The sequence below is a fragment of the Nitrospira sp. CR1.1 genome (assembly GCA_014055465.1).
Lineage (GTDB): Bacteria > Nitrospirota > Nitrospiria > Nitrospirales > Nitrospiraceae > Nitrospira_A.
Window position 1 is genome coordinate 205,319 of record WIAF01000003.1, and the last position, 19,877, is coordinate 225,195.

A 19,877-nucleotide genomic window follows, 5' to 3' on the forward strand; every position below is an offset into this window, starting at 1 on the left:
CCGGCCGACGCCGTGTTTATCCTCTCGCAAAAACACCCGCCATCCGTGTCTCAATGGCCGCCGGGCCCTGTTCAAGGGCTCGACAAGGAATGATACCCGCTTCCAGCCAGTCGGCTTGTCCGGACAGAATGGCTTTCGCCAGGGGATACAGCCTGGCATCATCGTCCCACGACGACCTGCGCAACGAGAGTAACGGCTCCGGATTGAATGCGGCGCTGGTTCTCGAACAGAAGTAGCTGACGAGCTGATCCATATGCGGTTGGCCGCGCTGCTCCTGCTGCGACTTGTACCACAGCAAGGTTTCGACGGCAAAGAGATGCATGGCCGCGCTCACCAGACGCGTCATCAACCGTTGCTTCCGAGCCAGTCCGTGTCGGTCTCTCGCGGCAACCCATAACGTCGTGCGCGCCAGCTCGCGACTCTTTCGCGCCACGAAACGCTCCCACAATCGATCGAACGAGCCGGCTTCAGAGTCCTGCTCGTATACCGTCAGACCGCCGAATGACCTGGCCGCCGTGTTGAGAAAGAAGGGCGCCGCCCGCATCATGTCGGCTAGGTGGCCGTTCAGAAAGGCTTGACCATGCGTAAAATACTCCGCGAGACCTTCCCTCCCGATCCAGAGAGTGAGGATCCCGTTGCTGCCTTCCCAAATCACGTTGATGAGCGCGTCACGTATCATCCGTTCAATCGGCGCCGGCAGATCGCCATGGAGACGAAGGGACTCCGGCGTCTCAAATGCGCGCCCGCCATAGATGCGGAACAGATCGAGCAACGATTCCAGGAGCCATTCCGTCGCGAGGATTTTGGCAGCCGCGGACTCCAACCGCACATCCTGCTTCGTATCGGCCCAGATGCCGGTGATTTTCACGATGGCTTCCAACGCCAGCACCCGCGAGGCCATCAAGACGATCTTCCCCCCGATGTCCGTGTGTTCGCCGATAGGACGATCGTATTGCACGCGCTGCTGCGCGCGCAGGCGAGCCAACCAGAGACACTGTTTCAGGTTCCCGAGGCAGGCGGCCGGCAGCGTGAGTCTCCCCACCGTCAGGCTTTCCAGGGCGCGCCGCAGGCCATCGCCTTCTGCTCCGAGCCGGTCCGCGACCGGCACCCACACCTCCTGCAGATGCACCTGGCCGTTATAGATGCCCCGCACGCCCATAAACCTGAGCCGGGTGCAGGTGCAGCCCCGCGCCTGTGTATCGACCACAAAGGCCCCGAACCGCCGCTCCTCCTTGGGGCGATGGATGTCATGAGGCGCCTCGACAATTTGCGCAATCACGACAAGTAACGACGCCAGAAAGGCCCGGTTCCCGCGCGGGGCGTTGGTCGTATACAACTTCTCGCCGGTCAGCCGGTAGCCAACCAGAACACCGTCTTCACGAACCGGAACCGCATAGGTTTTGAGCTCCCAGATATCGCACCCGGCATCCTTTTCCGTCAGCGCGAATCCGGAAATGTCTCCCTTGGCCAGACGGGGCAGCCATCGCTGTTGTTGTTCCGGATTCCCGACCAGCTTCACCGGTTCGGCCACCCCGATCGAATTGTGCGCCGACAGCAGGACCGTGGTGGCCGCATCATGACTGCCGAGCAAGGTCGCCGCCTCGTGATATTCCGATTGAGACAACCCAAGCCCGCCGAACCTGTGCGGGATCTTGATGCCGAATGCCCCGATCTCTTTCAACGCGGTGAACACCTCATCGCCGATCACTCCCTCCCGGTCGATCGTTTCGGGGTCCACTTTCTCAATCAGGAGATGACGGAGGGTGTCGAGAAATTCGCCGGCCGCCGCGCTCCTGGAAGGCAGCGAAGCCTGCGTATACAGATGCCGTCGAACGTGTCCCTCGAACAGGCCCGAGAGAAACCCGGAATAGACCCGCTTGTCACGAGCGGCTTCGGCCGCCGCGAGCGATCCTTTGAACATGCTGTCGTTTTTCGCCATACATGCCTTCTGCCGCTCCGGATCAGTTGGCCTTGCGCCAGACGGCGCCGACGCCTCCGATACGCGCAGGCATGGCTGCGTTTGGCGCAACCCGCGGGGCGGACATCGACGCGACATGATCGAGCCGGGCAAGGCACTGCCCGGCGCGTGTTTCGAAGCGGGCCCGCGAAATGGCCATGCCGTGGCAGGCAAACTGCTCACATAAACCATCGAATTGATGTCGGACCAGGGTCATGACCGAGACATACCCGGCGCGCAGGAGATGGACGCGGTCGCGGTAACTCAGAAAACTTCGTTCGAACAACAGCGCATCTTCCTCCACCGGTGAAATGACCAGGACTTCCTTGGCGGGATAGTCGCGCTGGAACCACTCCAAGGCTTGGGAGAAGCGGGCATCAAAGTTGATCCGCGACGCCTGTTCGCCGATGGACAGAAACCCCCGATCCCGCAGCCGCCCGGCGGTACTGCCGGCGCCGGGCAAGTCTTCCGGCAGCCGGCGCTGAGGATGACGCGCCATGGGATTGATCATGATCATGAAATCCACGCCTTTTTGAACGGCGACTTCGAAGAACGCCATGCGGCCGATTCCCGCATCGATATAGTCACGCCCCTGGATACGGACCGGGCAGAAGTAAATGGGAACCGCCGAAGAGGCCGTCACGGCGCGGGAAATCGGCACCTCCCGCCATCCTTCATCCCCGAACATGACACTCTCGCCCGTTTCCAGATCGATGGCCGGGATATACAGCTCCTTCGACAGCCCCGCAAAAGAATTGCTCAGGCCTTTGGCCTTGTACAGGCCGGCGAGATAGTGGGCGAACGGCTCCAGCGTATAGATCCCGCCCGGCAGCGCATCCTGGGCCTTGTCGAGCAGGTCGATAAGCGTCATCTCACGGTAATGCCGCACATAATATTTCAGGAGCGGCACCAATTGGCGCGTCACGCGCCAGAACGTCTTGAGCCCTTCTCCAATGGCAGGGGAAAACACATTGCGATGATCGAAATAATAGGGCCTCGTACCGGAGAGATTCGTGTCAAGAATTTCCCGCGGCCTCACGCCATTGGCGATCAATGACACAGCCGCCGCTCCCGCGCTCACACCGACGTAGAGATCGAGGTCGTTCATGGTCACGCCGTCCTCGAACAGGTCATCCAATGCAGTCAGGGCGCCGACCTCAAAGAGGTAGCCCGTAAAGCCTCCCCCGCCCAAGGCCAAGGCCCGCTTGCCACATGTTGGCGCCATGACGCCCTTTCATCTGCGGAGTTGCCTGCACAGACCTTAACGGTCCGTGAATTGCGGCTGCCGTTTCTCCAAAAACGCCGCCAGGCCTTCCCGCTTATCCTCCGTCCCGCACAGACCGCCGAACAGACGCGCTTCCAACGCCAAACCTTCCGGCAGGCTCATCTCTGCGCCGCTGCGGATGGCCCGCAACGACGCCCGCAAGGCCGGCAGGCTTTTGGAGGCTATCTTTCGGGCCAGGCCTTGCGCCTGATGCAACAGATCCTCCGGCAGGATGACCTGAGACACCAACCCGAGCGACTTCGCCTCCTGCGCGGAGATCGGATCTCCGGTCAAGATCAATTCCAGCGCCTTGGATTGACCGACAATCCGGGGAAGCCGCTGCGTCCCGCCGAATCCCGGCATGATGCCCAAATTGATTTCCGGCTGGCCCAACCGGCTGCCCTCCGCAACGAGCCTGATATGACAACACAGGGCCAGCTCCAATCCGCCCCCCAGGCAGATGCCATTAATCGCGGCAATAACGGGTTTTTCCAGAGACTCGATCCGGTTCAGGATGGCCTGACCTTTCAGCGCGACGGATGCGCCTTCCTGTGAGGAGGAAATCGCGGCCAGCAGGCGGATGTCTGCCCCGGCGATGAAAAACCGGCCCGTGCCGGTCAGCACCACCGCTTTGATGGCGTCATCCTCGGCCACAACCTCAACCACCTGGCTGAGCTCGGCGAGCAGTTCCGGCGTGAGTGTATTGGCCGGAGGATGGTGAATCGTCACGGTTGCCACTGCGCCATCACGGTGACACGCGAGCATCGAACCGGCTGTGGTAGTCATGTCAACCTCACCTCATTCGAGCAAGGGTTGGTTCGTAGGAAAAGAATCCCCTTCCTGCCGCCTGTCCCGTAAACCCGGCATCCACCATGCGACGCAACATGGGCGCAGGCCAGAACCGGATGCCTTCGCTTTCCTTCAGCGCTTCCAATTCCTGCAACACGTGATCGATGCCGAGCTGATCAGCCAGATGCAGCGGACCGATCGTCTCGCCTGGAAATCCCGTTCCCGCCGCCATCGCCAGATCGATATCGCGCGAGGAGGCAATGCCTTCCTGCAGCGCAATGACCGCCTCATTGACCATGGCCAAGAGAGGACGCATTCGGGTCCATTTCATCGCATGCCGCCCGGAGGCCTGCCACACTCGCGCTCGCAAGCGTTCCAGATTGTGATCCGCCTCGCCTTGCCCGCCGCCGCCGTAGTCGTAAAACCCCTGCCCCGCCTTGAGGCCGGTCCGTCCCGCCTTGACGAAGGCCTCCAGCAGCGGCGCCGGCGCCATCCTGGGCCCGTAGGAACGGTGAAGAATGCGCGCGACGTCGAGCGCGATATCCAGTCCGACCGTATCAAGCAAGGCACATGGGCCGACAGGCATGCCGAAGGACACCAGGTCCTGGTCGATCTCTTTGATGGAGACATCGCCGCCCTGAAGGCACCAGACAGCTTCATTCAAATAGGGAGAGAGCAGTCGATTGACGAGAAACCCCGCGCACTCCTTCACGATCACCGGCTGTTTCCTGAGGCTTTCTGCAAACCCGACGACGTCATCGACGGTTTGCGGATCGGTGCCCAGGCCGGCAATGACCTCCACCAGCGGCATCGCATAGGCCGGGTTGAAAAAATGCAGCCCGATGACCTTGCCCGGTCTCCTGGCGGCTGATCCGAGGGCCGAGATGGAAAGGGCGGACGTGTTGCTGGCGAGAATGGCGCTGCGTGAACAGATCCGATCAAGCTCCTGGAACACCGACTGTTTGAGCCGCAACTCTTCTGAAACCGCTTCGATGACGAGATCGGCATCGTCGAGCCCCTCCAGGTTCGGCGATGCCGTCACCAGCAGCATTTTTTCTTCCACTTGTTCGGGCGTCATCTTGCCCTTCGCGGCACGGGCCTCATAGATCGCCCGTACGGATTCGACACCCCGCCTGGCCAGAGATTCGTCTCTATCCGCCAACACCACCGGCAGACCGGCAAAACTCACCACCTCCGCAATTTGTGCCCCCATGGTGCCGGCGCCAACCACTCCGACCTTGTAGATATACATCGCGTCACCCCGTCCTCCGGATGCCCTCCTCCATCGCCTGTCCTGCGCCGCATTCGTCACTCATCACTCACCACTCAACCCTTCCCCTCACACCTGCTCCAGAACCATCGCGGCTCCCTGCCCGCCGCCGACACACATGGCCACTGCGCCCAGCGCCGCGCCGCGCCGCTGCATTTCGTATAGGAGCGTGATCACCAGCCGCGCTCCGGTCATGCCGACCGGGTGCCCCAGCGCAATGGCGCCGCCGTTCACGTTGACAAGATCCCGTTTGAGTCCCAATACACGCTCCACCGCGAGGCACTGCGCGGCGAACGCTTCGTTCACTTCGAACAGGTTCACATCCGCCAGGTTGAGGCCGGCACGCTTGAGGGCCAGCGGCAGCGCTTCCGCGGGCCCGATGCCCATGCGGGTGGGCTCCACGCCAATAAAGGCGTAACTCCTGATGCGGCCGAGCGGGCGGCGCCCCAAATCGCGGGCGCGCGCGGCAGACATCACCATCGCGGCGGCCGCGCCGTCATTGAGCGGACAACTGTTCCCCGCGGTCACGGTCCCGCCTTCCTTGAACAGAGGCGGGTACAGCGCGAGCTGCTGTTCGGTCAAACCGACATTCGGACCTTCATCCTGAACCACCGCGACCGGCGGGACCTCGCGTCCCGCCACCGATTTCGGCACCATCACCGGGAAGACCTCATCCTTGAGCCGTCCTTCCCGCATGGCTTTAAAGGCCCGGCGATGACTCTCGACGGCAAAGTGATCCTGCTCCTCATGACTGATGCCGAATTCCTCCGCCAGATTCTCCGCCGTCAGCCCCATCAACTGACCGCAAAACGCATCCGTCAATCCTTCCCAGATGCTGTCGATGAATTCCGCGTGGCGAAGTCGTTTCCCCCATCGCATGTCCCGCGAGACGAACGGTGCGCGGCTCATGCTTTCGACTCCCCCGACCACCTGCACATCCGCATCTTCGCTTTGAATGTTTTGATACGCGTTCACGAACGGCTGGAGGCCGGAGGAACAATTCCGCTGCACCGAATAGGCTGGCGTGCGCACCGGCAGTCCGGCCATGAGGGCGATCACACGCGCGACGTTGTACGCGTCGCTGGTATGTCCCACTGAACCCATGATTACTTCGTCGATGAGCCGGGGATCCAACTCGGCGCGCGCGATGACTTCACGCACCGCCAGCTCGCCCATCCTGTGCGGCGTGAGATCTTTCAACGCGCCGCCGAAGTTGCCGATGGGTGTTCGAGCGCCGGCGGCAATGACGACCTCTCTCACGGAAGACTCCTTTCCGCTTTCACATCGCCTTGCGCGGCGCCTCTGTGCTCGCGACAGGAACAGCCCCCTCATCGCGCAAGGCCCTTCGCAGCACTTTGCCAATGATGGTCCGGGGCAACCCGCTGCGGAATTCAATGCCCACCGGCACCTTGAACCGCGCAAGAGACATACGGCAGTGCTCGATCAGCTCCCGTTCAGTCACGGAAGATCCCTCGACCGGCACGACAAACGCCTTCACCGCTTCACCGTAATGACGGTCGGGGATGCCCACGACTACCGCTTCGCGCACCGCCGGATGCTGGAACAGGATTTCTTCAACCTCCCGGGGGTAGACGGTCTCGCCCCACGGCTTGATCACGTCTTTCTTGCGATCCAGGAAAAAGAAAAATCCCTGTTCGTCCCGCCTGACGATGTCTCCGGTGTGAAGCCAGCCGCCTCGCAAGACGGCTTGCGTGTCCGCCTCTTTCTTCCAGTATCCCTGCATCACCTGGGGCCCGCGGACGATCAGTTCGCCGGCCTCTCCTGTCGGAAGCTCTTTGAGTCCGGTCTCCACATCCACGATCCTCGCGTCCGTATCCGGAAACGGTAATCCCATCGATCCTGCGGGATGCGGTCCTTCAATCGGATTGCAATGAGTCGTGGGGCCAGCTTCGGTCAGGCCGTAGCCTTCGGAAATTTTTACTCCGCTCAGACGTTCAAATGCGGCTTGCACCTCGCTCGGAAGCGGGCTTGCACCGCAGAGACAGACCCGTATCGAATGCAGGTCATACCGGCCGACCTGCGGAACGTCGGTCATCATCGAGAACATCATCGGCACGCCGGACATGATGGTCACGCGATGCTGCTCGATCGCCTTCACCGCCTCGTCGGCATGAAAACGCGGGAGCAGAATGATGAGCGAACCGGTCGCTACCGCCAGATTCTGGCACGTGTTCAACCCGTAGCAGTGGAACAAGGGTACGGCGCCGAGAAACACTTCTTTGCCCTCGCGAAAATTGGAGCACCAGAAGCGGCCTTGCAGGGTATTGACCACCACATTGCGATGCGTGAGCATCACGCCTTTGGGCGTGCCGGTGGTCCCGCCGGTATACTGGATCTGCGCCAGCGCGCCAGGTTCCAGGGTCGGAAGAGGCTCCGTATCAGCCGCTCCTTCTCCCGTTTCCCGTTCGATCAAGTCACAAAAGTCATGCACCGGCGGCTGCTTCTCGATCACAATCCAGCGTTTCGTCCAGCGGGCCTTGATCGGGTAGAGCCATCGTTTCAGGGGCGGGAGAAAATCCTTCAGGCTTGTGATGACGATCCGGTGCGGCAAGTGGGTGCGTTCACGTATGGCGTGGATGCGCGGGTAGAAGAGATCCAAGGCAACGATGGTCTCGCTGCCGGCATCGCTCAGTTGGCTCTCAATTTCACGCTCGACGTACAGGGGGTTCGTGGGCGTCACGACGCCTCCCGCCTTTAATACGCCATAGTAGGCAATGACCGCCTGCGGGATATTCGGCAACATGAGCGCAACCCGATCGCCGGTCTGGACGCCCAACCGCCGCAGAGCCAGCGCGAAACGGGTGCTCAGATCGTTCAGCTCTTTGAAAGACATGCACGTGCCGTAGAAAAACAGGGCGGGTGATTCGGGAAACCGGGAAGCGGAGCGCCGCAGCAGGTCCGGAATCGTCCATTCCGGATAGTCGGAGGTAGCGCAAACACCGGGATCATATCGACTGATCCAAGGCCGCGGCATCTGATCCTCCCACCCCTGGGCCGATCAGGGAGGTTACCCGCGCAGCTCACTCCCCAGCCCGTGCATCGGTTGGAGCCGTGTCTGTGCGGCACCGGCCGGCTTCCGTTCGAGTCCCATCCAAAACCCTTCGAGATAGTCGAGAACTGCGTTCACGCCGAGACGAAAATCGTCTTTCTCTGTGTCCGACATGGGCGCATGGGAGACACCACTCGCGCCATCGATGGCGCCGACCGCCTGCTCCATCGCCCGTTCGTGCTCAGACTCAAGTTGGCGATGAAATACAAAATACGTCATGTCCATCGCGGCATACCGCGTGGCCTGCAAGTGCATCAGCCCGGGAATCAGACGATCCCACATGGTGATGGCCATGTGTTCCAGGCCAAAGGACGCTCCCAACGCCATCGCATGGTTGCCGCTGCCGTAGAGACTTTCCATCCCTTCGATATAGGCTCTGGTGGAGGGCCGCATCGGCGTGGTCATCGCGCCGTGAATGTCGATCCCCAGCGATCGGAGAAAGTTCCGATACAACAACTCATGCCGGTTCTTGACGGTACCGTCGCCGAGTTCGGAATAGAGCACTTTCGTCAATTCATCTGCCACGGCTTCATCTTCGGTGTTGACCAATTGGGCGGCGAGGATGCGCGGGAAGAACCGCGAGAAATTATAAAATTCGACGGCGAACTCACGAAATTCTTTGTCGGTCACATCGCCGGCGAAAAAACGGTCGAGGTAGGAATTATTGATCGCGCCATGTCGAAGCACGTCCGAGCGCACTTGTTCGTAAAACGACATCGTGCACCTCCGCCGCCGTCCCGGGACGCCTGTCGGTCCTCTGCTCCTGCGCATATGTGTCGGCGACACACATCATCATGACCAAATAATACAAAATCTATATTGAATGATGCAACTATTATGTTGTAGAGTGTGGTCATGCGTGACCGAACGATGCACTGCGGCGCGCACAATCGGCTGAGGTTCCCTATCACGCCTGGGAGGAACCGCCATGAAAGAAGCCATCGGGGTTGATCACGTCACGTTATGCGTGAAGAATCTGGCGGCCACCAAATATCTGTTCACCCATGTTCTGGGATTCGAGGTCATCTGGTCCGCCCAGGACGTGGGAAGCGACAAGTCCAGCATGGACACCGTCGTCGTCCAACGGGGCGAGGCCAAAATCGCCTTGATGCAGGGCAGAAATAAGGAACGCAAGTCTCAGATCTGTGAATTCGTCGAGACCTATGGCGAAGGCGTGCAGCATGTGGCCCTTGAGGTCGACGATATCGAAGCGGTGTGCCGCGAATGGGAAACCCGCGGGGTCCGGTTCAGCGGAGACATCAAGGATGGGCGGGACGGTTTCGGCCCACTCCGGCAGCGGTTCACGTACCCGCTGTTCCCCGGCTGCGGATTGTTTCTCGAACTGACGCAGCGGCAGCATGGCCATGAAGAATCGAAGACGTTCGTCCGCGCCACGGTGGAATCTCTGTATCGCGACATCGAACGGGATCAGATCAAAGGGGTGACCCGGACGATCATCGACTATGAGACGCTGCCGCTTCCCTTCGAGGAAGAAGCGGCAGCGGCGTCCCTTCGCCATGCATCGTAAGACATCGAGCCGCACCTGACCTGTCAGGAGGTTCCCGATGTATCTGGTCAAAAAAGGCGCCGCTCCCGATCAGGCCCATGTGGGAATTCCCGAGGGCCTGCATGAAGAGGAGCACGGTCGCCGCGGATTCAGCGGCCCCTCCTCGCACCTCTATCATCGACACCCGCCGACCGGTTGGAGCCGCATCGAAGGCCCGCTCCGGCCACGCGCGTTCACCTGCACTGAGCTGCCGGCTCCTGATCAACGCGCTGCCGACCGGCGGCCGGTCACGATTTTGCAAAGCACGGATGCCCGCGTGTCTCTTTCACGACGCGCGGCCACGATGACGCATTTCGTGCGCAACGCCGACGGGGACGAAATCGTGTTTGTCCATAGCGGGCGCGGGACGTGGGAGACCGATTATGGCTTGCTGCGGTATGAGCCGGGCGATTATCTGGTCATTCCGAAAGGCACCACCTATCGCATCCATGTGGATCACCAGGAAGAGCCAGGCCTGTTTCTGATCATTGAGACACCGGATCCTGTGGAGGTGCCCGACCGAGGGCCTCTCGGCCGGCATGCCTTGTTCGACCCGGGGGTCATCGTGGCGCCGGAACCGGCCCCGCCCCCGGATGATGCGAACAGCCGGCGGGAATGGGAAGTTCGAATCACACGGGAGCATGAGGATACGCGCGTCTATTATCCCTTCTACCCCATGGATACCGCCGGCTGGAAGGGCGACCTGTGGGTGGCCAAGTTGAACGTGCGCGATTTTCGTCCCGTGACCAGTCCTCGCTACCATCTCCCGCCCAGCGTGCATGCCACGTTTCAAGCCGGAGGCCTCCTCATCTCAACCTTTGCGCCGAGACCGCTGGAGACCGATCCGGACGCCTTACGCGTCCCCTTCTATCACCGCAATATGGACTACGACGAAGTCCTGTTCTACCACCGGGGAGAGTTCTTCAGCCGGGCCGGCATTCAGGCCGGCATGTTGACGCTGCACCCTCAGGGCATTCACCACGGGCCACAACCGCAGGCGATCGCCGCCAGCAAAGGAAAGGACCAGACCAATGAAGTCGCCGTGATGATCGAATCGCGCCACGCATTTCAGGTCATGCCGGAATTGGAAACCGTTGAACTGAAGGATTACGCGATGAGTTGGAGCCGGCCATGAAACTTGTCAGTTTCCAGGTCCGTACACCGGTCGGGACTTTCACCAGAATCGGCGCGCTCCAGGCTGGATCGATCATCGATCTCAACATGGCCTATGCCCGGCTACTCGCCGGCCAGGGGGAGCCGCGCCCGCGCCGTCTCGCCGATGCTCACGTCCCCGCCACGATGTTGGAGTTTTTAGAAGGCGGCCCTTCCGCAATGGCTGCAGCGAGGCGCGCGCTCGCCTTCGTGACAGAAGGCAATGCATCACTGACGGGCCCGGCGGATGAAACGATCGTCTATGATGCGACCGACGTTCACCTGACGGCGCCGCTTCCAAATCCGGCTTCGCTCCGGGATTTTATCGCCTTTGAGGCGCACATTGCCGCCACGTCGAAACGGCGGGGCCAACCGATTCCTCCTGAATGGTACAAGGCGCCGGTGTACTACAAGGGAAATCATCGGACCATTGTCGGGCCGGATCATGCGCTTCCATGGCCATTAAACACCCAGAAGCTGGATTACGAATTAGAGCTGGCCTGCGTCATCGGGCGCGGTGGTATTGATGTGGCGGAACGCGACGCAACGGAGTACATCGCCGGTTATACGATCATGAATGACTTCAGCGCGAGAGATATCCAGTTTCAGGAAATGGCCTGCCGGCTCGGTCCGGCGAAGGGAAAAGATTTCGCCACCGCCATCGGGCCCTGCATCGTCACACCCGATGAGATCCCGGACCTCGCCTCGCTGCACATGATTGCGCGCATCAACGGGGAAGTCTGGTCGCAGGGACGCTTCGGGTCGATCCATTGGTCGTTCCCTCAAATGATCGAGCATGTGTCGCGGGGAGAAGCCATTTATCCCGGCGACCTGCTGGGCTCGGGGACGGTCGGCGGCGGCTGCGGCCTGGAACTCGACCGATACTTACAGCCGGGAGACCGCATCGAATTGGAAATCCAACCGATCGGCATTCTCAGAACCATGATCGCCGGCCCCAACAAGACCGCGCGCGAGGAGGCATGATGCCAGCGGCCACAAAATCTTCGGCAGCCGCCGCCACAGAGCTGGTGGAACGGCAACGGGCAATCTATACAGGGTCGGAGCTCGACATGAGGTTGAAACACCTCATTCGCGACACTCCGCGCGCCACCCTTTCGTCATGGGATATTCAGCGTCTGCTGCGCGCTTCGCGCGCGGTCTATTTCGACAGCCATGTGGAGGTGGTGTCGGGCCACCATACGGAGGTCTACCTGCGATTCGAGTCCATCGCGCGATGCCCGGACCTCGTGACGATTATCGCGTTGAACATGGCGGAGTGGATCCTCCAGACGTTTCAGCAGGACCCGCCGGCCGGCATCATCACCACCTCGTCCGGCGCGCGCCTGCTTGCGGAACGAACCTGCGAGATCCTGGCGCCGCACCTTTCCTTGCGCGCCCTGTTGACTCCCTTCAATCACGACACAGGCAAAATCGGCACCGAGATCGTCAACGGGACGGTTGATCCAGGAGAGCGGTTTCTCGCGTTGAACGACATCACCACACGCGGCATGTGTGTCAACAAACTGGGAACGGTCATCACTGATCGCGGGGGGCGCCTTGCGGGCATGATGGTGTTTGCCAGACGAGACAGCGGCCAGTTTCCGCTCATGGATGAGCTGACGGCCACCTATCCGTTTTACTTCGGGGTGGATCTGGACATGCCGCAGTGGGAACCGGCCGATTGCCGTGCCTGCCGGGAGGGAAAACCGTTGGTGTCCTGGAGGGACCTGCCCGCGCTTTGACGCGATATCGCGAACCGTTCGATAGAGGAGGCAGCTATGAACCAGGCCGTTGTCGCGCAGGACATCAAACGCAGCGACCTCCTTGAGATGTATTCCTACCTCCGATTGACCAGAAGCTTGGAGGACCGGATTACGGCCCTGTACCGGCAAGGCCGGATTGTCGGCGGCGTCTATACCAGCCACGGCATGGAAGCGATCGCCGTCGGGTACGCCTCGGCATTACATCCGGACGACGTGATCGCCCCGTTTCATCGCGATATGGGCGCCTTCCTGATTCGCGGCTTTTCTCCCGGTGAAATTATCGCCCAATATCTCGGCAAACAGGCGGGACCCACGAAAGGCAAAGACGGCAATGTCCACATGGGAGATCTCACACGCGGAGTGATCGGCTTCGTCAGCCACCTGGCCGATAACATGCCGGTCGCGGCCGGCGCGGCGCTAGCCTTCAAAATCAGAGGGGAGTCCCGCGTGGCCTTCGCCGGGACCGGCGACGGCGGTACGAGTCGCGGCGACTTTCACGAAGCCATGAACTTCGCGGCGGTGAGGAAACTGCCGGTCGTGTTTTTCTGCACCAACAATCAATATGCCTACTCCACGCCGGTTCGTTATCAAATGGCGATTACCGATGTGGTCGAACGGGCCAAAGCCTACGGCATGCCGGGCGAGATCGTCGATGGCAACGATGTGGCCGCCGTGTACCTGGCTTCCCGGCGAGCCGTTGCAAAGGCCCGGTCCGGCGAGGGGCCGACCTTTCTCGAATTCAAAACCATGCGCATGCACGGCCATTCCGAACATGACGCGGCGGCATACGTCCCGCGTGACTTGCTGGAGGAATGGAAAACCAAAGATCCGATCCTCCGCGCCGAACAGCTGCTCACGCAGCTGGGTTACGGAGATGAGTCCTACTTTCACGAGGTGGGGGAACGCGCCAAGAAAGACGTCGAGGCAGGAACCGAGTTCGCCGAACAGAGTCCGCTGCCGGAGGGTCGGGAAACGCTGGTCGGCGTGTTCGCCACCGAAGACGAGGTGCAACCATGACCACCGCTTCCACCGCCCAAGAGGTCACCTATGTGGACGCGATTTCGCAGGCGTTGAACGAAGAAATGGGTCGTGACGAGCGGGTATTTCTCATGGGTGAAGATATCGGCACGTACGGCGGCGCGTTCAAGGTCACGCAAGGCTTCCTGGAGAAATACGGCGAATGGCGCGTATTGGATACGCCCCTCTCCGAATCCGGCTTCGTGGGCGCCGCCATCGGCGCGGCCATGATGGGATTGCGCCCGGTGGTCGAAATGCAGTTCGCCGACTTCATCTCCTGCGCCTTCGATCAGATCACCGAAGTTGCCGCCAAAAATCACTACCGCTGGGGAGCGGCCGTTCCTCTCGTGATCCGGGCGCCGTTCGGCGGCGGCGTGCACGGAGGTCCGTTTCATTCCGAATGTCCGGAAGGGTGGTTCTTCCATTCGCCCGGTCTCAAGATCGTTGCGCCGTCGACGCCCTATGACGCGAAAGGCCTGTTGAAAGCCGCCATTCGGGACCCCAACCCGGTGCTCTACTTCGAACATAAATTTCTGTATCGGCGGATCAAGGCGATCCTGCCGGAGGAAGAGTACATCGTGCCTCTCGGGAAAGCGGACGTGAAACGGCCCGGCCGCGACATCTCCCTCATCACCTATGGAGCGATGGTCCATCTGGCCCTGGAGGCGGCGGAGCTGCTGCACCAGGAAGGGATCGACCTGGAGGTGGTGGATCTCCGGACCCTCATCCCGCTCGACAAGGAGACCCTGTACGAATCCGTCTGCAAAACCAGCAAGGCAATCATCCTCCACGAGGACAACAAGACCGGCGGCATTGGAGCCGAAATCTCAGCACTGCTGACGGAAGACTGTTTCGACTGTCTGGACGGGCCGATTCTTCGCATCGCCCCGCCCGACACGCCGGTGCCGTTCAGTACGCCGTTGGAGGAATTCTTTCTACCCAAAGTCAGCGACATCGTCGCGGGAGCCAGGAAACTGGCGGCCTATTGAAGTGCACATGAAGAAGCTGTCAGCGGTCAGCCTTCAGCCGTCAGCAGAAGAACGTCTGAAGCGGAGAGCTGACTGCTGAGAGCCTGAGGTGACCGTGGCAACCGACATCGTCATGCCGCAGCTGGGGGAAAGCATCGCTGAAGGGACCCTGGTGAAGTGGCTGATCCAGCCCGGCGGCGCAGTCGAAAAAGACCAGCCTCTCCTGGAGGTGGAAACCGAAAAGGTGGCACTCGACGTGCCATCTCCGGCTGCGGGATTCCTTGCGGAAGTGATGGTGCAAGAAGGCGCCACCGTACCGGTGGGCACGTTGCTCGCCAGGCTTGAGACCCAACCGGCGGAAGGAATCGTCAGTCGGGTCGGAGGCGTGGGTGTGCGCGCGAAACAGATCCGGTCACAGGGCGAGCCGCACTATTCGCCAGCCGTCAGGCAACTTGCGAGGGAACATCAGGTGGACCTCGCCCTCGTTACAGGCACAGGCGAGGGCGGCCGGGTGACGAAGCACGACCTGTTGGGTTATGTCGCCGCGCGGCGAAAGCCCGGTTCCGAACCGCCGCGCACAGATCAGGCGCCATCCGGCGGCCCTGAGCATCACGAGATTCAGGACGAAATTATTCCGATGACCCAAATGCGGAAGACCATTGCCGACCGCATGGTCCTCAGCCGCCGCACCTCCGCCCATGTCACGACCTTTTTTGAAGCCGACTTCAGCGGCATCGACACATTTCGCGCCGGGCGTCCATTGACCTACCTGCCTTTTGTCATCAGCGCCGTCACTCGCGCCATGCAGGACCTGCCGTTGTTGAATTCCTCCTGGCGGGATCACGGTATCGCAATCAAGAACAACATCCACATCGGCATTGCGGTCGCACTCGAAGAGGGCCTCCTGGTGCCGGTGATTCGGCATGCCGGCCGGAAGGGACTCACACAATTGGCGCGCGAGGTCGCGGACCTGGCGGAACGGGCCAGGAACAAACGGCTGACGCCCGATGAAGTGCTCGACGGCACGTTTACCATCACGAATCACGGCGGGTTCGGCAGCCTTTTCAGCACCCCGATTATCCATCAGCCGCAGGCGGCTATTCTCGGAATGGGATCGGTCCAAAAACGCCCGGTCGTGATCAACGACGCCATCGCCATCCGTCCCATGTGTTACCTGAGTCTCTCGTTCGACCATCGGATCATCGACGGCGCGACGGCCGATCGATTCATGGCCAAGATGAAACACCATCTCCAACAGAGCGACTGGGAGAAACTGTTGTGAACGCCAGGCACCAACCCGTCATCGTCAGCGCGGTGCGAACCCCGATGGGGAGCTTCAACGGCCGATTCAGTTCGATTCCGTCAACCCAATTGGGAAGCATCGCCATCGCCGGCGCGCTGAAACGCATTCACATGCCGGGGGAACAGATCGACGAGGTGCTGATGGGATGCGTGCTCAGCGCCGGGCTCGGCCAGGCTCCCGCCAGGCAGGCCGCAATCGGAGCCGGGCTCCCGCACAAAACCGGAGCCGTCACGGTCAACAAAGTCTGCGGCTCCAGCCTGCAGACCGTCATTATGGCGGCCAGGGCCATCGCCCTGGGTGACGCGCAGATCATCGTCGCAGGCGGGATGGAAAATATGACCCGGGCGCCTTTTCTGCTGGAAAAAGCTAGACAAGGCTACCGACTCGGGCACGGAGAACTGACGGACAGTTTGATCAAGGACGGACTCTGGGATGTATACAACCAGTTCCACATGGGCAACGCCGGAGAACTCTGCGCCGCCACCTATCATTTTTCCCGGCAGGAGGTCGATGACTTTGCCTTGGAAAGTTACAGCCGCGCGCGTGAGGCCATCACCGGCGGTTCATTCACCAGGGAGATTGTCCCCGTCGAGGTGCCACAGAAAAAAGGCGCGCCGCTCATCGTCACGGACGATGAGGAACCGGACCGGGTCGATCTCTCAAGGCTGCGGCAATTGAAGCCCGTCTTCAAGGACGACGGAGTCCTGACGGTCGGGAACTCCCCTTCCTGCAATGACGGCGCGGCGGCATTGGTCGTCATGGCGGAAGAGGAGGCCCACCGGCTCGGATTGACTCCCATGGCTCGCATAGCGGGGTATGCCGGCGCCGCGCTCGCGCCGGAATGGTTCACCATTGCGCCCGTGGAAGCTATCCAGCGGCTCTTGAAGCAGACGGGGCTTGCGGTCAGCGACATCGACCTATTTGAAATCAATGAAGCTTTCTCAGCCGTGTCCTTGGCCATCAACCGCGAGCTCGGATTGGACGCCAAGAACGTCAACGTCAACGGCGGCGCGGTCGCCCTGGGGCATCCCATTGGAGCCACCGGGGCGAGGATCCTCACCACCTTGGTGTATGCCATGGAGGCGCGTGATGCCCGCCGCGGACTGGCAAGCCTCTGTATCGGCGGCGGAGAAGCACTCGCGCTCCTTGTGGAGCGGCCGAAAAAAATGCAGCATCAGTGAGGACGCGGGAGCGGAAACAGCAGGCGTGGAATCACCCATGACGATTGACGACATCAAAACCATCGGGGTCATCGGCGCGGGGCAGATGGGGCGCGGGATCACTCAGGTGCTGGCGACCGCCGGGTGGAATGTGCTGCTGGTCGATGTAACGGAAGAGGCGCTGGAGGAAGCGACCAGAAAAATCTGGCAGGGCATCACGAAAGCCGTGGAAAAAGGAGCGTTGCGGGGCGATCAGGCCGGATCGGCCATGGCAATCATCCATCCGATACGGCACATGCAACGGCTGCGGGAGGCGCAGGTGGTAATCGAAGCGATACCGGAGGATCCCGTCATGAAACGGGCGCTCTTTGCGCAACTGGGGCAGATCTGCGAACCCTCTACCCTGTTGGCCAGCAATACCTCCTCGATTTCTATTGCCGGCCTGGGCACGGTGTCCGGCCGCCCCGACCGTGTCGTCGGCATCCATTTCATGAACCCTGTGCCGGTGATGCGACTCGTCGAGGTCGTCCGCGCCATCGGCACCTCCGAGCAGACGATGCACCTCGCGCGTGAACTCGTTCGACGCGCAGGAAAAACCGCCGTCGTCTGCAAGGATTTTCCCGGCTTCATCGTCAACCGGGTCCTCATTCCCATGATCAACGAAGCCATTTTCGCGCTGGAGGACGGAGTGGCCACGGCGGAAGCCATCGACCTGGCGATGGTGGAAGGCACCAACCACCCTGTGGGTCCGCTGGCGCTGGCAGACCGCATCGGCCTGGATACCGTCCTCGCCATCTGCGAGGTGCTGCATCAAGACCTGGGGGATCCGAAGTTCCGCCCCTGCCCCCTCTTGCGAAAATACGTGGAAGCCGGGTGGCTCGGGAGGAAAAGCGGGCATGGATTCTATCAGTACGGAGATCAGCCGGCGATGCACCTGACCTGACGTTTCTGTTCCGTGATTGGAGGAACGCGTCATGAATGAGCGGAAATCCCGATTCACCTCACTCTCCGGTCTGGATATCGAACGGTGTTACGGTCCCGATCATCTCAAGGGCTGGAACGCCGAACGGGACCTCGGCCAACCGGGTGCCTTTCCCTACACCCGCGGCTGCTACCCAGGCATGTACCGCAGCCGGCTCTGGACCATGCGGCAATTCGCCGGGTTCGGCTCCGCGGACGACACGAACAGACGCTTTCAGTATTTGTTGGACCACGGTCAAACCGGACTCAGCGTCGCCTTCGACCTGCCGACCCTCATGGGTCTCGACGCTGATGACCCCCTGGCGCGCGGCGAAGTGGGCTATTGCGGGGTGGCCGTTTCATCCCTCGCCGACATGGAGCGGTTGTTCGACGGCATCCCCCTCGATCAGGTCACGACCTCCATGACGATCAATGGACCAGCCGCCGTGCTCTTCGCCATGTATCTGGCCGTGGCCGAAAAACGCGGGATCCCGTTCGACCGGCTGGGCGGCACGATTCAGAACGATATTCTGAAGGAGTACATCGCCCAGAAGGAATGGTTGTTTCCGCCGGAACCGCACCTGGCGTTGATTGTCGACACGGTCGCCTATTGCGCAGCTCACGTCCCGAAATGGCATCCGATCAGCATCAGCGGGTATCACATCCGGGAGGCAGGCTCGACGGCGGTTCAGGAACTGGCCTTCACGCTCTACAACGGGCTGACCTACGTCGAGGCAGCCGTGAAGTCCGGACTCGACGTGGATGCGTTTGCGCCGCAGCTATCTTTTTTCTTTAACGTCCACAATGATTTTTTTGAAGAGATTGCGAAATTCCGCGCCGCCCGGCGACTCTGGGCCCGGGAAATGGAACGGCGGTACCATCCGAGAAACCCCCGGTCGCTCCAGCTCCGCTGCCACGCCCAAACCGCCGGTTGCTCCCTCACCGCGCAACAGCCGTTGAACAACGTGGTGCGCACCACGCTGCAGGCCCTCGCCGCCGTGCTCGGCGGCACCCAATCCCTCCATACCAATTCGATGGACGAAACCCTGGCCCTGCCAACGGAAGAAGCCGTGAAGCTGGCGCTGCGGACGCAGCAGATCATCGCGGCGGAAAGCGAAACCGTCAATGCGGTCGACCCGTTGGGCGGGTCCTATTTTGTCGAGTCGCTGACGAACCGCCTGGAAGAAGGCGCGCTGGAACTTTTCCGGAAACTGGACGGGCTGGGCGGCATGGTGTGCGCGATCGAGCGCGGCTTTCCACAGCGGGAGATCCTGGATGCATCACAACGGTACCAGCGCGATATCGAGCGGCAGGAACGGAGCATCGTCGGAGTGACCGAGCATAAAGAGGAGGAGCATCGATCCATTCCCATTCTGAAGATCGGACCGGAGGTGGAACAGGAACAGGTGGCGCGCCTCTGCGATCTCAGAAAATCCCGCGATCCCTTCAAGATGGCCGGCTCGCTGGAAGAGCTGCAGGAAATGGCAACCTGTCATCAGAATCTCATGCCGGCATTGATTGACGCCGTGAAAGCAAAAGCGACACTCGGCGAGATTTGCGCCGCGCTGAAGGAAGTTTATGGGACCTATCGAGAACCGGTGGTATTGTGAGGCCGCGCCGCGGCTGATTGGAACGTGAGAAGCGGGATCTGAAGAAGA

17 protein-coding genes are annotated in these 19,877 nt (G+C 61.1%); 10 read left to right on the forward strand and 7 right to left on the reverse strand.

What is annotated here, in order from left to right; genetic code table 11:
- Positions 1 to 16: 16 nt before the first annotated feature.
- The 7 genes from GDA65_07700 to GDA65_07730 all read right to left on the reverse strand — a co-directional run bounded on the left by GDA65_07700 (position 17) and on the right by GDA65_07730 (position 9,121).
- Positions 17 to 2,149: a hypothetical protein gene (locus GDA65_07700; protein MBA5862576.1), complete on the reverse strand. Its 2,133-nt coding sequence runs from the start codon at positions 2,147 to 2,149 to the stop codon at positions 17 to 19.
- Positions 1,962 to 3,182, reverse strand: a complete 1,221-nt coding sequence (locus GDA65_07705; GenBank protein ID MBA5862577.1) for a hypothetical protein — start codon at positions 3,180 to 3,182, stop codon at positions 1,962 to 1,964. Before GDA65_07705 ends, GDA65_07700 begins: the two co-directional genes overlap by 188 nt.
- A 36-nt stretch (positions 3,183 to 3,218) precedes the next feature.
- The gene (locus GDA65_07710; protein ID MBA5862578.1) at positions 3,219 to 4,007 is read right to left on the reverse strand and encodes an enoyl-CoA hydratase; all 789 of its coding nucleotides are present in this window, start codon (positions 4,005 to 4,007) and stop codon (positions 3,219 to 3,221) included.
- Between the two features lie 7 nt (positions 4,008 to 4,014).
- Positions 4,015 to 5,262 (reverse strand): hypothetical protein, encoded by a 1,248-nt coding sequence (locus GDA65_07715; GenBank protein MBA5862579.1) that lies wholly within the window; start codon positions 5,260 to 5,262, stop codon positions 4,015 to 4,017.
- An 87-nt stretch (positions 5,263 to 5,349) separates the two neighbouring features.
- A complete protein-coding gene (locus tag GDA65_07720) occupies positions 5,350 to 6,540 on the reverse strand; it encodes an acetyl-CoA C-acyltransferase (GenBank protein ID MBA5862580.1) in 1,191 nt (396 codons plus the stop codon).
- 19 nt (positions 6,541 to 6,559) lie between these two features.
- Positions 6,560 to 8,275 carry an AMP-binding protein gene (locus tag GDA65_07725; protein MBA5862581.1) on the reverse strand — a complete coding sequence of 572 codons (1,716 nt, stop codon included), beginning with the start codon at positions 8,273 to 8,275 and terminating at the stop codon, positions 6,560 to 6,562.
- 33 nt (positions 8,276 to 8,308) lie between these two features.
- Positions 8,309 to 9,121 (reverse strand): iron-containing redox enzyme family protein, encoded by an 813-nt coding sequence (locus GDA65_07730; protein MBA5862582.1) that lies wholly within the window; start codon positions 9,119 to 9,121, stop codon positions 8,309 to 8,311.
- A 157-nt stretch (positions 9,122 to 9,278) separates the two neighbouring features.
- On the opposite strand from GDA65_07730, the gene GDA65_07735 reads away from it, so the two are divergent.
- The 10 genes from GDA65_07735 (at position 9,279) to GDA65_07780 (ending at position 19,829) form a co-directional block, all read left to right on the forward strand.
- Entirely contained in the window at positions 9,279 to 9,878 is a 600-nt protein-coding gene (locus GDA65_07735) for a hypothetical protein (protein MBA5862583.1), read from the forward strand.
- Between the two features lie 37 nt (positions 9,879 to 9,915).
- Entirely contained in the window at positions 9,916 to 11,031 is a 1,116-nt protein-coding gene (locus tag GDA65_07740; protein MBA5862584.1) for a homogentisate 1,2-dioxygenase, read from the forward strand.
- The gene (locus GDA65_07745) at positions 11,028 to 12,032 is read left to right on the forward strand and encodes a fumarylacetoacetate hydrolase family protein (protein ID MBA5862585.1); all 1,005 of its coding nucleotides are present in this window, start codon (positions 11,028 to 11,030) and stop codon (positions 12,030 to 12,032) included. The genes GDA65_07740 and GDA65_07745 overlap by 4 nt, the downstream gene beginning before the upstream one ends.
- Positions 12,029 to 12,790 (forward strand): hypothetical protein, encoded by a 762-nt coding sequence (locus GDA65_07750; GenBank protein MBA5862586.1) that lies wholly within the window; start codon positions 12,029 to 12,031, stop codon positions 12,788 to 12,790. Before GDA65_07745 ends, GDA65_07750 begins: the two co-directional genes overlap by 4 nt.
- A 36-nt stretch (positions 12,791 to 12,826) precedes the next feature.
- The gene (locus tag GDA65_07755) at positions 12,827 to 13,828 is read left to right on the forward strand and encodes a thiamine pyrophosphate-dependent dehydrogenase E1 component subunit alpha (GenBank protein ID MBA5862587.1); all 1,002 of its coding nucleotides are present in this window, start codon (positions 12,827 to 12,829) and stop codon (positions 13,826 to 13,828) included.
- On the forward strand, positions 13,825 to 14,817 hold the full coding sequence (locus GDA65_07760) for an alpha-ketoacid dehydrogenase subunit beta (protein ID MBA5862588.1): 993 nt from the start codon (positions 13,825 to 13,827) through the stop codon (positions 14,815 to 14,817). The genes GDA65_07755 and GDA65_07760 overlap by 4 nt, the downstream gene beginning before the upstream one ends.
- A gap of 112 nt (positions 14,818 to 14,929) precedes the next feature.
- Entirely contained in the window at positions 14,930 to 16,078 is a 1,149-nt protein-coding gene (locus GDA65_07765) for a 2-oxo acid dehydrogenase subunit E2 (protein MBA5862589.1), read from the forward strand.
- Positions 16,075 to 17,280: an acetyl-CoA C-acyltransferase gene (locus GDA65_07770; protein MBA5862590.1), complete on the forward strand. Its 1,206-nt coding sequence runs from the start codon at positions 16,075 to 16,077 to the stop codon at positions 17,278 to 17,280. Before GDA65_07765 ends, GDA65_07770 begins: the two co-directional genes overlap by 4 nt.
- 37 nt (positions 17,281 to 17,317) lie before the next feature.
- Complete coding sequence (locus tag GDA65_07775) at positions 17,318 to 18,202, forward strand: 3-hydroxybutyryl-CoA dehydrogenase (protein ID MBA5862591.1); 885 nt, start codon at positions 17,318 to 17,320, stop codon at positions 18,200 to 18,202.
- Positions 18,203 to 18,233: 31 nt separating this feature from the next.
- Positions 18,234 to 19,829, forward strand: coding sequence for a methylmalonyl-CoA mutase (locus tag GDA65_07780; protein ID MBA5862592.1), 1,596 nt, complete (start codon positions 18,234 to 18,236; stop codon positions 19,827 to 19,829).
- Positions 19,830 to 19,877: the final 48 nt, after the last annotated feature.